At 60.5% G+C, this 15069-nt stretch carries 17 protein-coding genes and 1 tRNA gene; 12 read left to right on the forward strand and 6 right to left on the reverse strand.

What is annotated here, in order from left to right; genetic code table 11:
• The first annotated feature begins 56 nt into the window (after positions 1-56).
• From ASB65_RS06860 to ASB65_RS06870, 3 genes are all read left to right on the forward strand, one after another.
• Positions 57-1286 carry a hypothetical protein gene (locus tag ASB65_RS06860; protein ID WP_060723423.1) on the forward strand — a complete coding sequence of 410 codons (1230 nt, stop codon included), beginning with the start codon at positions 57-59 and terminating at the stop codon, positions 1284-1286.
• Positions 1287-1334: 48 nt separating this feature from the next.
• A complete protein-coding gene (locus ASB65_RS06865; RefSeq protein ID WP_003508655.1) occupies positions 1335-1643 on the forward strand; it encodes a hypothetical protein in 309 nt (102 codons plus the stop codon).
• Positions 1644-1904: 261 nt separating this feature from the next.
• Complete coding sequence (locus tag ASB65_RS06870) at positions 1905-3455, forward strand: hypothetical protein (protein WP_060723424.1); 1551 nt, start codon at positions 1905-1907, stop codon at positions 3453-3455.
• A 96-nt stretch (positions 3456-3551) separates the two neighbouring features.
• On the opposite strand, the gene rpsA is transcribed toward ASB65_RS06870, so the two are convergent.
• Positions 3552-5252, reverse strand: a complete 1701-nt coding sequence (gene rpsA, locus ASB65_RS06875; RefSeq protein WP_003508653.1) for a 30S ribosomal protein S1 — start codon at positions 5250-5252, stop codon at positions 3552-3554.
• A 150-nt stretch (positions 5253-5402) separates the two neighbouring features.
• Positions 5403-6083 (reverse strand): (d)CMP kinase, encoded by a 681-nt coding sequence (cmk, locus tag ASB65_RS06880; protein WP_060723425.1) that lies wholly within the window; start codon positions 6081-6083, stop codon positions 5403-5405.
• Positions 6084-6282: 199 nt separating this feature from the next.
• Between cmk and ASB65_RS06885 the strand changes: the two genes are divergently transcribed.
• Both ASB65_RS06885 and ASB65_RS06890 read left to right on the forward strand, forming a co-directional pair.
• Complete coding sequence (locus ASB65_RS06885) at positions 6283-6669, forward strand: TIGR02300 family protein (protein ID WP_003508651.1); 387 nt, start codon at positions 6283-6285, stop codon at positions 6667-6669.
• A 152-nt stretch (positions 6670-6821) separates the two neighbouring features.
• A tRNA-Ala gene (locus ASB65_RS06890) sits at positions 6822-6897 on the forward strand.
• 74 nt (positions 6898-6971) lie between these two features.
• Here the strand turns inward: ASB65_RS06890 and ASB65_RS06895 are convergent.
• Both ASB65_RS06895 and ASB65_RS06900 read right to left on the reverse strand, forming a co-directional pair.
• Positions 6972-7472: a hypothetical protein gene (locus ASB65_RS06895; protein ID WP_060723426.1), complete on the reverse strand. Its 501-nt coding sequence runs from the start codon at positions 7470-7472 to the stop codon at positions 6972-6974.
• Between the two features lie 72 nt (positions 7473-7544).
• Positions 7545-7919 (reverse strand): PAS domain-containing protein, encoded by a 375-nt coding sequence (locus ASB65_RS06900; protein WP_003508649.1) that lies wholly within the window; start codon positions 7917-7919, stop codon positions 7545-7547.
• A 207-nt stretch (positions 7920-8126) separates the two neighbouring features.
• On the opposite strand from ASB65_RS06900, the gene ASB65_RS06905 reads away from it, so the two are divergent.
• From ASB65_RS06905 to ASB65_RS06935, 7 genes are all read left to right on the forward strand, one after another.
• Entirely contained in the window at positions 8127-9029 is a 903-nt protein-coding gene (locus ASB65_RS06905) for an NUDIX hydrolase (protein ID WP_060723427.1), read from the forward strand.
• A 69-nt stretch (positions 9030-9098) separates the two neighbouring features.
• Entirely contained in the window at positions 9099-10070 is a 972-nt protein-coding gene (nadA, locus tag ASB65_RS06910) for a quinolinate synthase NadA (protein WP_060723428.1), read from the forward strand.
• Positions 10067-11638 carry an L-aspartate oxidase gene (locus ASB65_RS06915; RefSeq protein WP_060723429.1) on the forward strand — a complete coding sequence of 524 codons (1572 nt, stop codon included), beginning with the start codon at positions 10067-10069 and terminating at the stop codon, positions 11636-11638. Before nadA ends, ASB65_RS06915 begins: the two co-directional genes overlap by 4 nt.
• 1 nt (position 11639) lies before the next feature.
• Positions 11640-12497 carry a carboxylating nicotinate-nucleotide diphosphorylase gene (gene nadC / locus ASB65_RS06920; RefSeq protein ID WP_060723430.1) on the forward strand — a complete coding sequence of 286 codons (858 nt, stop codon included), beginning with the start codon at positions 11640-11642 and terminating at the stop codon, positions 12495-12497.
• A 144-nt stretch (positions 12498-12641) separates the two neighbouring features.
• A complete protein-coding gene (locus tag ASB65_RS06925; protein ID WP_003508605.1) occupies positions 12642-12893 on the forward strand; it encodes a GlsB/YeaQ/YmgE family stress response membrane protein in 252 nt (83 codons plus the stop codon).
• Between the two features lie 12 nt (positions 12894-12905).
• A complete protein-coding gene (locus ASB65_RS06930) occupies positions 12906-13322 on the forward strand; it encodes a DUF3597 domain-containing protein (RefSeq protein WP_060723431.1) in 417 nt (138 codons plus the stop codon).
• Positions 13323-13344: 22 nt separating this feature from the next.
• Positions 13345-13533 (forward strand): hypothetical protein, encoded by a 189-nt coding sequence (locus ASB65_RS06935; RefSeq protein WP_003508603.1) that lies wholly within the window; start codon positions 13345-13347, stop codon positions 13531-13533.
• 233 nt (positions 13534-13766) lie between these two features.
• On the opposite strand, the gene cydX is transcribed toward ASB65_RS06935, so the two are convergent.
• Positions 13767-13889, reverse strand: coding sequence for a cytochrome bd-I oxidase subunit CydX (gene cydX / locus ASB65_RS06940; RefSeq protein WP_003508602.1), 123 nt, complete (start codon positions 13887-13889; stop codon positions 13767-13769).
• 22 nt (positions 13890-13911) lie between these two features.
• Complete coding sequence (cydB, locus tag ASB65_RS06945; RefSeq protein ID WP_060723432.1) at positions 13912-15069, reverse strand: cytochrome d ubiquinol oxidase subunit II; 1158 nt, start codon at positions 15067-15069, stop codon at positions 13912-13914.

A 15069-nucleotide genomic window follows, 5' to 3' on the forward strand; every position in this document is an offset into this window, starting at 1 on the left:
ATTTACCAGAACTGCCTATTCTCGGCCGCAACTTTGGGCGGCCGGGAACTTTGAAGATGATCACTCCGCTACAGCAGACGGCGGGCATTGCAGTCAGCGACCTCATGCGCTCGATGGTGGAAGCCATCGAGGACCGCCAGCGCGAAGAGCAGGAAAAGGCGAACGGCACCCAAAAGGACGATGCGGTCAAGACCAACCCGCAGCCGGACGAAAGCCATCGCGCCGCCAATGAAAAGATAAGCGCCTATCTGTTCGGCATCATGAAGCCGGACGCCGATGCTTTCGCCTCACTTGTTTCCCGCTTTTCCTCCGCCCTCGGCATCACACAGGAAGCCGACGAGTCTAGCTTCTCCTTCGCCAAAAGACTTCAGGATGCCCTGACGCTGACGGACAGTTTCGAAAAAACCGATGCGCAGAGAAAAGCCACGAAAATTTCCCTGACATCTTTCGGTGTTTCGGAGGGACAGGTCGTCGAGGTGCTGAATAATGGCGCCACCACCAAGACCGATCCCATGGCCGCCCTCGCCGCCCGCATCGCCAAGGGCGCCGGCCTGACGGGCAACGAAGATAATTTCGGCGATGAGATGTCGAAAGCCATCATGGCGATGCGCGCGACTTTGCCGAAAAATGTCAGTGAACTGGAAGAAACCACCGGCCTCAAGCAACTCGGCATCTCCGCCAGACAGATGATCGCCGCCATCGCCAACCCCTATGGCGACGAGGCGCGCGCCGTGAAAGGTGCGCTGGACACGCAGGCGCAGGGCACACGCTTCATGACGCGGGAGACCCTGAAAGTCATTCAGCGTCTCGAAGATGTCGCCGATCCCAAAACCAAGGAAGAGTTGCAGGCCGAACGCGGTAAAGAGCGCATTGGCGAAATCAACGATGCGGAAGTGAAGGCGGAGCGGGAAGAGGATATCCAGGCCCTCGATGCGCAGGGCAAGCTTGAAGACGTGCAGGAACTCCAGGACGTCGTGAAGGAGCATATCGATGCTTCCGGCGAGGAAAAGACGGTAGACGCCGATCCGCAGGCGTCAGCCGACATATCATCGGAAACCGCCCTGATCTCCGTGCTTGCGGCTGCGCCTGCTGATGAAGCCGAGCCGGCGAAGAACGAAGATGAACCTGCCGAGACAGACGCAGCCACCAATCCGGCCGATGCGGAAGACGACGCCGAAAAACTGCTCGATGCGCAGACACTTGTCGAAGAGACCCGCAATGCCATTCTGCCGGTTTCGATCGATGACAATGGCCTTTATGAACTGCTGAAGAAAAAGGCGGCATGATTGCCGCTTCCGAAAGTCACTTGAGCGAAACATGATGTGAGTTCAGACATGACCGATATTTCCGGCCTATCCGGCAGCGTCGTTTACGACAATGAGCCCAATGCGGCGCAGGCCCTGCTGTCCATGGCCGCCCCGCCGCTTGTTCCCGATGACGGGGCCTTCACCGCAGCCGGCGAAGAGGACAATCCCATCGCCCCCATTGAAATGCAGCCAGAGCGAAGCCTTCCCAAGGCAAGCTGGCTGGATGCGATGCCACCGGAGGCTTTTGAGGCCGCAACCAGCGACCCCGATCATATTTCCTCTGTCAATTCCGACGATAACGGCCTTTACCGCATGTTCATCGGCGTCTCACCCTGATTGCGCCCGCACAGGCAATTCTTTGGTTAGCCAAATCTTAATATCTGCAAGCCAAGATTGAACCAGATGATTCTGTATGCGCTGCAACCGACATTTGCGGCCACAGGCGTATACGGCGCTCCCGCATGAGCGGGCGAGATGACACCTGTCCATCACCGGCGCGGCGATTTTTCAACATTTAAGCCAGATGCGGACCAGAGAGCCAATGGGGATTGGCCCTTTCGCAGCCAGCGGCGGTCACCGATAGAAACGGAGCGCAGCATGTTACCGCCTGTACCGAAAATTGCGGCAACCGATGCCGCCTATGGAACCACGGTCCCGCTGATGCCGCGCGGGCAGGTGAAAGAGACCACACCGCCGCAACCGAGCAATCCCGTCCCTGAAAATAGCGGCAGCCTTTTTGCCCGGGCGGCAATCGCCTCCCTCACCAGCGAATTTCAGCTCTCCCGCAGCACCGCCGTTCTGGCGGAAGCGCTCGGCAAGCTGATGAACCTACCGCGGCGGGATGGCGAAGCGATCCAGACCTATGTGACGCGACTGACAGAGGCGCTCCGCCCCCTGCCGGCGCCACAACGTCTGGCGCTTGAACAACAGGTCGGCAAAGCCCTGCAGGGCCTGACACTTTCAATGCTCGCCGAAATCCTGAAACAGCCGACCGGGCCGGATGCTGCCCGCCTCGCGCTGCTGATCGAGCTCTCCCGTTACAAGGGAGCGGATCTGGCAGCAAAGGCGGTGGTCTCTTCCTATCAGCAAAACAATTCCTCCAATCCCACCCCCCTGCAATCGGCCCCGCCGAAACAACAGAACGCGCCGAGCCAGAATGCCGAAGGTCGCCCCTCTCCGGCCGTGACCGCACAGGCGGCAAATTCCTCGACCGCCAGCCGGCTTCTGCCTCTGCTGATCGGCCCGCTCGCCCTCAGTGGCGCAGCGGTGAAAGCCACGGTGGCGGCGCTAACCGCGCAGCTGGACCCTCGGCCCACGCTTTCCACCCCGCCTGCCGACACACATGATACGCCAAGCAATGCCGCAAAGCCGGATGGAAGAGCCGAAAACACGGCACGTCCGCTTCTGCCACAGACCGGCACCGTGACAAAGGAAGTGCCGGCCGAAACCCGCCCGGCAAACCCGCCTCGCGCCGAAACCGGTGAAACGCGCCCTGCCCTGCCGCATCGAGAGATAACGAAGGCGGAGCAGAAAGAGCCCCGCACGGGCTTTAACCCACCGTCCGGTCCGCTCGCGGACGACGCCGAGACCATGAACACCCTGCTGCTTGCCGCCACGGCTGGCAAACTTCCTGCCAAGGCAGCCGGCACACAGCAGCCTCTGCCCGCGCCGCAAAGTGGCGCGCAGCAGCCCTCTGACGATCAGGCCTTGGAAAAACCCGCCCTCGCAACGGCCGCCGCCCGCCCCTCCGGCGAAGAAACGGAAACGGCGACCCATCGTCCCGAAACCCAGCTGCAGCCACGGGCCACGCTGGACCCGGAAGCGAGAATGGCGATGCTGGAGCAATCGGCCTCGCAATCATTGATCGCAGCCGCTCTGGTAAAAGACGGCACGCCGCTGCCGCTCGTTGCCTATCCGCCGGCGGATGAGGACTATGAATCGGAGACCCCGCCGCGCGGAGGCGGTCCCTTTTCCGAGGATGAGGGGGAAGGTGAGGCCGAGGCCGGCGCTGAAAACTCCGATCGTCAGGACGATACGGAAGAACGCATTGCTGCCAATGACACGACCGACGAGCGGGAAAGCACGCCTGCGGCGGCTTCCGACGACAGCGCGGAAAATTATTATCTCAAGATGAGCGGCATGCTCTGAGAAGAGCGCCGCTGCCCGCCCGCCGGCGCAACCTGAAAGCAACAAAAAACCCGCCGGAAAATTCCGGCGGGGTCTTCATTTCAAAGATCTTGGCGATTATTCGCCGCGGTTCTTCAGAGCCGCGCCGAGGATGTCGCCGAGCGAAGCGCCCGAGTCGGAAGAACCGAACTGTGCGACGGCTTCCTTCTCTTCAGCAATTTCCAGAGCCTTGATCGAAAGCATGACCTTGCGGTCCTTCTTCGAGAAGTTGACGACGCGGGCGTCGACAACCTGGCCAACGGAGAAGCGCTCAGGGCGCTGCTCGTCACGGTCACGGGAAAGGTCAGCGCGACGGATGAACGAGGTGAGGTCTTCGTGGTTGACGAGCTTCACTTCGATGCCGCCATCGTTGACGCCGATGACTTCAGCGGAAACGACTGCGTTCTTGCGCAGGTCGCCGGAAGAAGCGGCTTCGCCGACAGCATCCTTGCCGAGCTGCTTGATGCCGAGCGAGATGCGTTCCTTCTCGACGTCAACATCGAGAACGACGGCCTTGACCACGTCACCCTTGTTGAACTCTTCGATGACCTGTTCGCCCGGACGGTTCCAGTCGAGATCCGACAGGTGAACCATGCCGTCAACATCGCCTTCGAGGCCAATGAACAGGCCGAATTCGGTCTTGTTCTTGACTTCGCCTTCAACTTCAGTGCCGGCCGGATGGCTGAAGGCAAATGCCTGCCACGGGTTTTCCAGCGTCTGCTTGAGGCCGAGCGAGATACGGCGCTTGGACGGATCGACTTCGAGAACGACAACGTCGACTTCCTGGCTTGTGGACAGGATCTTGCCGGGATGTACGTTCTTCTTGGTCCAGGACATTTCGGAAATGTGGATCAGGCCTTCGATGCCCGGCTCCAGCTCGACGAATGCACCGTAGTCGGTGATGTTCGTGACCGTACCGGAGATCTTCTTGCCAACCGGGTACTTGGCGGAGATGCCATCCCACGGATCGGACTCGAGCTGCTTCATGCCGAGCGAGATACGATGGGTTTCCTGGTTGATGCGGATGATCTGAACCTTGACCTGCTGGCCAATGTTGAGGATTTCCGAAGGATGGTTGACGCGGCGCCATGCCATGTCGGTGACGTGCAGCAGGCCGTCGATGCCGCCGAGGTCAACGAACGCACCGTAATCGGTGATGTTCTTGACGACGCCGTCAACAACCTGGCCTTCTTCGAGGTTCTGAACGATTTCAGAACGCTGCTCGGCGCGAGACTCTTCGAGAACCGTACGGCGCGAAACAACGATGTTGCCGCGGCGCTTGTCCATCTTGAGGATTTCGAAGGGCTGCGGGTTGTGCATCAGCGGGGTAACGTCGCGGATCGGACGGATGTCGACCTGCGAACGCGGAAGGAAGGCAACAGCGCCGTCCAGATCGACGGTGAAACCACCCTTGACCTGGTTGAAGATAACGCCTTCGACGCGCTCGCCGGCTTCGAACTTGGCTTCGAGCTTGACCCAGCTTTCTTCGCGGCGAGCCTTCTCGCGCGACAGAACGGCTTCGCCGAGAGCGTTTTCGATGCGCTCGACGTAAACTTCGACTTCGTCGCCGACCTTCAGCGTGCCGTCCTTGGACTTCGCGCCGAATTCCTTCAACGGTACGCGGCCTTCAACCTTGAGGCCGACGTCGACGATGGCAACGTCCTTCTCGATTGCCGTTACGATGCCCTTGGCAACATAGCCTTCGGCAAGATCGTTAGAGGCAAAGGATTCTTCGAGAAGCGCTGCGAAATCTTCGCGCGTGGGGGTAGATACTGACATGAAATCTCCTGATTGCATCCGCGCTATGGCGAATACAAAAGCGCCGGTGGGCTAGTGTTGTTGATACCCGACCCCATGCCCGCCTTTTCAAAAGGCTTTCCGGCGCAAGGACATGACTTCGGGCAATTCCGGACTAAACGCGGACCGAATTCAAGCGGTTCCGCGAGAAACCTGTTTCTCCAGGGCGGCGTCGATGATCGTCCGCGCGGCCTGAAACGCCGCCTCTATACTCATTTCCGACGTATCTAGCAAGTGCGCGTCTTCAGCCGGCTTCAACGGGCTGTCGGCGCGGCCCATGTCGCGCTCGTCGCGTTTTTTCACCTCAGTGAAGATGGCATCATAATCGCCGCTGCCGCCATTGGCCAGAATTTCGTCGTAACGGCGTCGCGCCCGCACGTCGGCAGAGGCCGTGACGTAAAGTTTCACCGGCGCCTGCGGGCACACCACCGTGCCGATGTCGCGTCCGTCAAGCACCGTGCCCGGCTCCTTCAAGGCAAAACGCTGCTGCGCCTTGACGAGCGCGCGTCTCACCGGCGTCATCACCGCTATTTTGGACGCCGCCTCACCAATATCGTGCCGGGAAAGAACGGCGCGATCGAGCCCCGCAAGATCGACTTCCAGCGCCATCTTCTCGGCCACGGCCTCGTCATTGAGCGGCAGGCCGGCATCGAGAAGCGCCTTGGCGGTCGCCCTGTAGGTCAGCCCGGTATCGAGATGGTGGAAACCATAGGTCTCGGCGATCCTGCGTGATAGGGTTCCTTTGCCCGCCGCGGCCGGCCCGTCTATGGCGATCGTGAAGGTCATGAAGCTTTCCGCCTGTGCATCCGTCATTGATATAATAGAGTGTGTCATGCCTCCCTATTTATATCAGCATCCCCGCATAGGGGTTGCGCCGAGGCAGGCGGCACCCGAAGTTTGTCTTTGACACGAAAGAGCGCAACGATTAAGGGGACCGGCTATAAATTTTACCGTCTATGCCGGTTTTACGGCGTACACACCGAAACTCATCCGACAATTTGAGGCTTAGACAGTGGCAAAAGCGGAACTTGGTACCAAGCGCACAGACCCCGATACCGGCAAGAAGTTCTACGATCTGAACCGCGATCCGGTCGTTTCTCCCTACACCGGCAAGTCCTGGCCGCTGTCCTTCTTCGAGGAAAGCACCGCCCAGGCCAAGATGGAGCAGGCTGAAGAAGAGGAAGTGGCGGAAGTCGATACCGAAAACACGGAAGTCGAACTCGTCTCGCTGGAAGATGCCGATGGCGACAACAGCGGCGACGAAATCCCTGATCTGGGTGACGACGATGACGTCGAAATCGACGACGATGACGACACCTTCCTCGAAACCGACGACGAAGATGACGACGACGACATGTCCGGCATCATCGGCGTATCGGGCGACGACGAAGAAGCTTGATTTTACTCGATAATTCGGCCCGACGACAAAAAAATGACGCCGGGCCGTTTTTTATGCTTGCACTCGTCGGAAAGCCGCAGTAGTAAGCCGCCACCGAACGGAACAACAACCGCTTCGGTTCCCGGAACCGGAAGAAATGCCGGAACCCTTATGGGGCTATAGCTCAGCTGGGAGAGCGCTTGCATGGCATGCAAGAGGTCAGCGGTTCGATCCCGCTTAGCTCCACCAAATCTTCTCAGACAATAAATTCTGCTTTCGGCCAACCGGTCCTATTCATCTTTTAGGCCATTTGACGTCATCGCCTATTGCAGCAGCGCCCGCACATCCTGCCCGTTGATACGGCACTCCAGGGAACCCGGCGCACTCACCTCCTCCACCACCCGACATTCGAGATATCTGCCGCGCAGCCGGTTCTCCAGCGCCTTGAAGGCGTTGAGGCCGCAGGCGTAACGGCGGCCGTCGGGGCCGGTGCAGACGCGGTTGCGTTCGACCTCCTCCACGCCGGCGAGGCGGAATTCCTGGCCCTTGAAGGTAAAGCGGTTGCTGGAAATCACACGCAGGCGCTGGTCCGCATGCATTTTTATCGGATAGAGATCTGGCGGCGTCGGAATGCGCTCGTAATTTTGGCTACGGGGATCGACCCGCACCGGCGAGGTGGTCCACAGCAGTTCCGTATTGGCGGCAAGGCTCGCCGGTGCGGAGGTCGCCTCGCCATTGACGAGCGAGGCGATGCGGATGCCGGCTATGCCGAGGCCTATGGCAAGGACGATCTGAAACAGCAAAATTGCGATCTGCCTGACCATGTCACCGCAACATCAAAACAATGAACGACATAAAATAAATCGGCCGTCTTTACGAAAGTGACCGGCCGCATATCACATCAATAAAACCTTGCACGCACTGACATCCCGCACGGTGCCCATGGCCATGATCGGGAGCTGGTCGCTATCCAGGATCACCCGTCCGGTTGTCCGCAACCAGCGGAAACCGCCGGATTTGAGCTGAATGCGATATTCCTGATCATAGAACACGCCATTTGTCAGCGAATTATAAACCGCCTTGGCGACGCGTGCGCGCGAGCCGCTTTCGATCTGCGCGATGAAATCTTCGACCGGAATGCCGCAGGCGGCTTTTTCCGGCGAGAATTCGCGCAGGCGGGCCGCCACGGCATCGAGATAGATCAGGTTCTGCCCGATGTTCCAGGTATAATAACCCACAAGTGTCTCTTCGAGCGATATGTTCTCCAACATCGGCCTTCTACCGTCTGAAATGCTTGTGCGGGTCTGTAACATACCAGACGATAGACGGCTAACCACAAGAATTCATCCTTTTGTCTGATGAGACGCGGTTTTGTGGGCGGCGGATTATCGACAGCCCATTTCGGCCGCCATGTTGGCGAACCAACCTTCCTGTGCCAAAGAAGGTTGACCCTAGAGCCAACGACCAGAGGAGCCGCCGTGACCATCGGGCTTGCCCATGCCGAACTCATCGCCGTCGTCACCGCCATCACCACGGATGAGCCGCGGGTCATGACCGTTCGCGAAGGCGCAGCACTTCCGTCGGGGCCGTTCGAATTCGGGCACAGAACGCTCCAGAGCGGGTTGCGGGAATGGATCCACGAACAGACCCACCACCCCGTCGGTTATCTCGAACAACTCTACACCTTCGCCGATCGCGACCGTAACAACGACATTTTAGGCGGAAGAACCATCTCCATCGGTTATCTCGGGCTGGTTCGCGAGCAGGAAGCATCAGGCGGCAAACGCGCCCTGTGGCACGGCTGGTACGAATATTTCCCATGGGAAGACCATCGCCAGGGCCGCCCTGGGGTTTTGGACACCATTATCGACAATCTGCGCGCATGGGCGGATTCCGATCCCAACTGCAAAAGCCAGCGCCATTTGCGGGCGGATTTCACCTTCGGTCTCGATGGCGGCGGCTGGAACGAGGAACTGACCCTGCAGCGTTACGAGCTGCTGTATGAAGCCGGGCTGGTCGAGGAAGCGCAGGGCGATCCGCGGGTCAATTTCGGCAGGCCCATGTTCGCCGATCACCGCCGCATTCTCGCCACCGGCATTGCGCGATTGAGAGCCAAGATCAAATACCGGCCGGTGGTTTTCGAACTGATGCCCGATGCCTTCACGCTCCTGCAGCTGCAGCGCGCCATCGAGGCGCTGGCCGGACTGACGCTGCACAAGCAGAATTTCCGCCGGCTGATTGAACAGCAGCAGCTGGTGGAAGAAACCGGCGACATGGCGACCGAAACCGGCGGCCGCCCGGCAAAGCTTTTCCGCTTCCGCCAGACCGTTCTCGATGAGCGCGCCCTCTCGGGTACAAAACTGCCCCTCTCCCGCAATTGACATATGCTCACAATGAGAATATCTCTTTGCCCTGGATATACTCAAACAGAGTATAAATGGGAGAGTGCCGTGAACGAACAGATATCCGCCGCAAGCCTCTATGATCGCGTCGCCCGGGTGATTCCCAAGGCCGAATGGATGGGCTTTCAGGACGATGTGGATGCGATCCTCGAGTTGAAGCGCAAACGTAACGCGGTCATCCTCGCCCATAATTACCAGACACCGGAAATCTTCCATGGCGTCGCCGACATCGTCGGCGACAGCCTTGCCCTTGCCCGCAAGGCGATGGAGGTGGAGGCGGATGTGATCGTTCTCGCCGGCGTGCATTTCATGGCCGAGACGGCAAAGTTGCTCAATCCGCAAAAAACCGTCCTCATTCCGGATATGGGCGCGGGCTGCTCGCTGGCGGATTCCATCACGCCCGAGGACATTGCCCTTCTGCGCAAGGCCTATCCCGGCGTTCCGGTTGTCACCTATGTGAACACGTCCGCTGCGGTGAAGGCGGCCTCCGACATCTGCTGCACGTCAGGCAATGCCCGCCAGGTGGTGGAATCGCTCGGCGTGCCGCGCGTGCTGATGCTGCCGGATGAATATCTGGCGAAGAACGTGGCGAAGGAAACCAATGTCGAGCTGATCGCCTGGCGTGGCCATTGCGAGGTGCATGAGCTTTTCACCGCCGATGACATCAGAGAACTCAGGGAGAGCCATCCCGGCGTCACCGTGCTGGCGCATCCGGAATGTCCGCCCGATGTCGTGGAGGCTGCAGATTTTTCCGGCTCCACCGCCGTCATGTCTGACTATGTCGGGCGCGAGCGCCCCGCCCGCGTGGTGCTTCTGACGGAATGCTCGATGAGCGACAATGTCGCCGTACATCACCCGGATGTCGAATTCATCCGTCCCTGCAATCTCTGCCCGCATATGAAGCGCATCACGCTTGGCAACATCCGCACAGCCCTTGAGGAAAACCGCCACGAAGTGACGGTCGATCCGGCCATCGCCGTCGCCGCCCGCCGCGCCGTGGAAAGGATGCTGGAAATATGAGCGAGCGCCTCTCGTCGCATGCGGGCTGGACGGTCATTGTCGGCAGCGGCATTGCCGGCCTGATGGCGGCGCTGACGCTTGCGCCGCAGCCTGTGCTGCTTATCACACGCGGCGTTCTCGGCGGCGAGACGTCCAGCGCCTGGGCGCAGGGCGGTATTGCGGCAAGCCTCGGCCCCGACGATAGTGCAGCCCTCCACCTTGCCGATACGCTCGCCGCGGGTGACGGCCTCTGCGATGCTGAAATGGCCGCAGAGATCGTTTCCGCCGCCCCCGCCGTCATTGAGGCACTGGAGCAGGCGGGGGGGCGCTTTGACCGGGATGCCGCGGGCAGGCTCGGCTTCGGGCTGGAGGCCGCCCCTGGCAGAAGGCGCCTCCTGCATGCCGAAGGCGGCGGTTCGGGCGCGGCGATCGTCAGGGCTCTCGCCGCCGCCGTTCTACGCACGCCCTCTGTCACCGTTCTGGAAGGCACGGAAGTGCGCCGCCTGCTGACGGAAGACGGCGTTATCGCTGGTCTAGCCTGCATCGGCCCCAAAGGCTGCTTCACTTTGCCGGCCACACAGGTCGTTCTCGCCACAGGCGGCCTCGGCGGGCTCTATGAGGCGACGACCAATCCATCCGGCAATTTCGGGCAGGGCATCATGCTCGCCGCCCGCGCCGGCGCCACCCTCTCCGACATGGAATTCGTCCAGTTTCACCCAACGGCGCTTTCCTCGCCCCGGCGGCCGCTGGCGCTGGTGAGCGAGGCGGTGCGGGGCGAAGGCGCGCTTCTTCTTAATGAAAACGGCGAACGTTTCATGGCTGATGTTCCGGGTGCGGAACTCGCCTCGCGCGATATTGTCGCCCGCGCCATCGACCGCGAAATGCTGCGCGGCGGCAGGGTCTTTCTCGATGCCCGCAAGGCGCTCGGTTCGGGCTTTTCCGCCCGTTTCCCGTCGATCGACCTGCTCTGCCGCGAGGCAGGGATAGACCCCGCCCGCGAACTCGTGCCGGTCCGCCCGGCGGTGCATTACCATATGGGCGGCGTCGCCACCGATGGCAGAGGCCGAAGCTCGTTGCCGGGCCTTTGGGTTGCCGGCGAAACCGCCTGCACGGGGCTGCATGGCGCAAACAGGCTTGCCAGCAATTCCCTGCTGGAAGCGGCCGCGATGGGCATGCGCGCAGCGGAAGACATTGCCGGCAAGCGCACTTATGCAGGAAAACAGCCAGCCGATATCGCACCCCTCCCCGTGCCTGACTTCCCGGCAGTCGACCTCTCTCCCGTCCGGCCCATCGTTTCCCGCCATCTCGGTATCGTGCGACATGCGGAAGGACTGACGGGCGCGATCCGTGATCTTCTGCCATTGACTGAGCGGAACGGCCCGGCATCCGATCCCGCCCTTGTTGCGCTGGCCGTCGCCGTCTTCGCGGCGCAACGCACGGAATCGCGCGGCGCGCATTTCCGCGACGATTTTCCTGAAAAGGACGCAGCCGCGACAAGGCGCAGGCTGAGCCTTAGCGACGTGATTACCATCGCCCACGAATTTTCCTCTTCCAGCCATTCTTCGGCCAGCCTTGCGCGGAGCGCCTGACATGATCCTTTCTCCCCTGCCACGCCTCATCATCGAACCGCTCGTGCGCAACGCCCTCTTGGAAGACCTCGGGCTGGCGGGCGATATCACCTCCGCCGCCGTCATTCCCGCCGATCATCGCTCGGTCGTCGTCATGGCTGCGCGCGAACCGGGCGTTATTGCCGGTCTCGATGCGGCGGACCTTGCTTTCCAGCTGGTAGACCCGGCCATCGTGATGAAACGGCATGTGCAGGATGGGGCAAGCGTGGCCCCCGGCGATATCATCGCGACGATCGAAGGCCCCTCGCGCGGCCTTCTGACGGCGGAGCGCACGGCGCTGAATTTCCTTGGCCACCTGTCGGGCATCGCCTCCGTCACCGCAAAAATCGTTGCCGCCATTGCCGGCAGCAAAGCCTCGGTCGCCTGCACCCGCAAGACGACGCCGGGGCTGAGAGCACTGGAAAAATATGCCGTGCGCGCCGGCGGCGGCATGAACCATCGTTTTGCGCTCTATGACGCTGTTCTCATCAAGGACAACCATATCGCCGTGGCCGGCGGCGTGCGCGACGCCATCCGCCACGCCCGGCAGGGCGTGGGGCATCTCGTCAAGATCGAGGTGGAAGTCGATACGCTTGCGCAGCTGCGTGACGTCATGGACGAGGGCGTCGATGCGGTTCTCCTCGACAATATGGCCCCCGAACAGCTGCGCGAGGCCGTAGGGATCGTCGCCGGTCGCGCCATTACCGAAGCGTCCGGCCGCATCAATCCGCAAACGGCCGCGGCCATCGCCGCAACCGGCATCGACCTCATTTCCGTCGGCTGGCTGACCCATAGCGCACCGGTTCTCGATATCGGGTTGGATTTTGAGAGCCAGGGTTGAGTTTGCGATAGCGTGCACGCCGCACGGAACAAAAGTTCTGCGTCATCGTTAGTATCCCGCCTGGGGTCAATTCAAGGCGGGGGGACGTGCGCAAAAAATGCGGGTCCAGTGCCTTCTGACCTCTTTAGAAAGGAAAGGCCTGTTATGGAAGACGCACAAGTTGGCTGGATTGCAGCAATCATCATCGGTGGCGTAGCCGGATGGCTCGCGGAACAGTTCATGAAAAGCAATATGGGTGTTTTCATGAACATTATTCTCGGCATTATCGGCGCCATCGTCGCCAATTTCCTTCTGGGGCTCGTGGGCATTTCGCTCGGAGGCTGGATTGGTTATCTCATCGCCGGTTTCATCGGCGCCTGCATTCTCATCGCCATCGGGCGGGCATTTCGCCGCTAAGGGGAGGACACCATGAGCTTTTTCGACAAGATCAAGAACGCTATTTTCGGCAAGGCCGAGGCCGCGCCGCAGACTTCGGCTCCGGCCGGAACACCGTCGACCACCGCCAGCCCGACTGCAGCAAGCCCGGCCGCGCCCGCCCCGACAGCGGCGGCCCCGGCCCCCGCCGGCAATGTCGACGTCGCTTCGATTCTAGATGCGGCTGTCAAGAAGAACGGCCAGAAGCTCGACTGGAAACGCTCCATCGTCGATCTTCTCAAGGCTCTCGACCTCGACAGCAGCCTGACGGCCAGAAAGGAACTCGCCGGCGAGCTCGGTTATACCGGCGACACCTCGGATTCGGCGACCATGAACATCTGGCTGCACAAGGCCGTCATCAAGAAACTGTCCGAGAACGGCGGCAAGGTTCCGGCCGACCTTCTGGATTGAACCGATAAACGGGAGAGCCGCGATGGACGACTATTCCAGCCTTCGAGAGCAGATCGGCCAGGACCTCGACACCCTGCACAGGACCGAGCATCCGAAGTCGATCTTCGAGATCGCCGACGACTATCTTCTGGGAAATCCAAATCTCAACAGAGTCATCGTCGAAGACATCATCAAGGAAGAAGCGGACAAGCGCGGCATCGCGATCCACTGAAGCCGCGCATCGCAGGCACGGCTGTTGTAACAAAAGGGCGGCATCCTAACCGGATGCCGCCCTTGTATATTTGGCAGAGTTGCATCATCCGCATTCCGTCACCCCGGACCAGATCCGGGGTCCAGCGCGATCAAGTCCTTGATCGCAAAAAGACTCTTCTCATGGCGCAGACGCGCCGTGGCTGGATGCCGGATCTAGTCCGGCATGACGGAGGAGAGGTTTTCGCCAAAGCTTTATTTATCCAGCTTCGCTTCGGCCTTTTTCGCGTTTTCTTCCATCAGCTCATACCACATCGCGTTCATGACGGCGAAGATGGCGGCGAGAGGCAGGCCGAGCAGCCAGGCGAAATACCACATGTTCGATCTCCTTCTTTCTTGATCAATAAGCGTGACCGCTGTCGTCGCGGATCGCCTTTTCGTCCACCTTGCCCCACAGCACGCGATAGACCCATGATGTATAGGCGACGATGATCGGGATGAAGATGAGGGCGACGACCAGCATGATGAACAGCGTCATATGGCTGGACGATGCATCCCATACCGTCAGGCTCGATTTCGGATCAACCGAGGACGGCAGGATGAAGGGAAACATCGCTAGCCCTACCGTTGAGATGATGCCGAAAATGGCGAGCGAGCTGGAAAGCAGCGCCAGCACCTCCTTGCGGGCCCTGAACAAGATGAAGGCCACGAGCGGGAAGACAAGACCGAGCGCCGGCGCCAGCATCATCCATGGATGCGCCGCATAGTTGGAAAACCAGACGCCGCTTGCGACCTCGACCGTCTTCGACAGCGGATTGGACGGACCATCGGTCACGATGTCAGAGGTGAAGCGATATCCATCGATACCGAGCCACAGAAAGACGCCGCCGAGCGCAAACAGAACTGACGTGGCAAGGGCCGCGATGCTGCCAAAAGCGCGGGCGCGGGCCGCCACCGGACCATCCGTCTTCAGCACCAGCCATGCCGCACCATGCATGATGAGCATGGCGACGGATACGAGGCCGCAGAGGATGGCGTAGGGGTTCAGAAGTTCGAACAGCGTCGTGCCGTCGTAGAAAATCCTGAGGTCGTCATTCAGGTGGAAGGGAACGCCCTGCAGCACATTGCCGATCGCCACGCCGAAGATCAGCGCGGGAACGAAGCCGCCGATAAAGAGCGCCCAGTCCCAGCCGGTGCGCCATGCGGTGCTTTCACGCTTGGAGCGATATTTGAAACCGACCGGCCGCAGGATCAGCGCAAACAGGGTGGCGAACATCGCCAGGTAAAAACCTGAAAACGACACCGCATAAAGCGGCGGCCAGGCGGCGAAAATCGCGCCGCCGCCAAGGATGAGCCAGACCTGATTGCCTTCCCAGACCGGGCCGATGGAATTGATGACGACACGCCGCTCGATATCCGTTTTCGCAACGAAGGGCAGCAGCGCGCCGGTGCCGAGATCGAAGCCACCGGTAACGGCAAAACCGATCAGCACCACGCCGAGCAGCAGCCACCAGATAACGCGGAGGATTTCGTAGTCGATGAGTTGGTGCAATATCAT

The organism is Agrobacterium tumefaciens str. B6 (assembly GCF_001541315.1).
In the GTDB taxonomy this organism is placed as follows: Bacteria; Pseudomonadota; Alphaproteobacteria; order Rhizobiales; family Rhizobiaceae; genus Agrobacterium; species Agrobacterium radiobacter.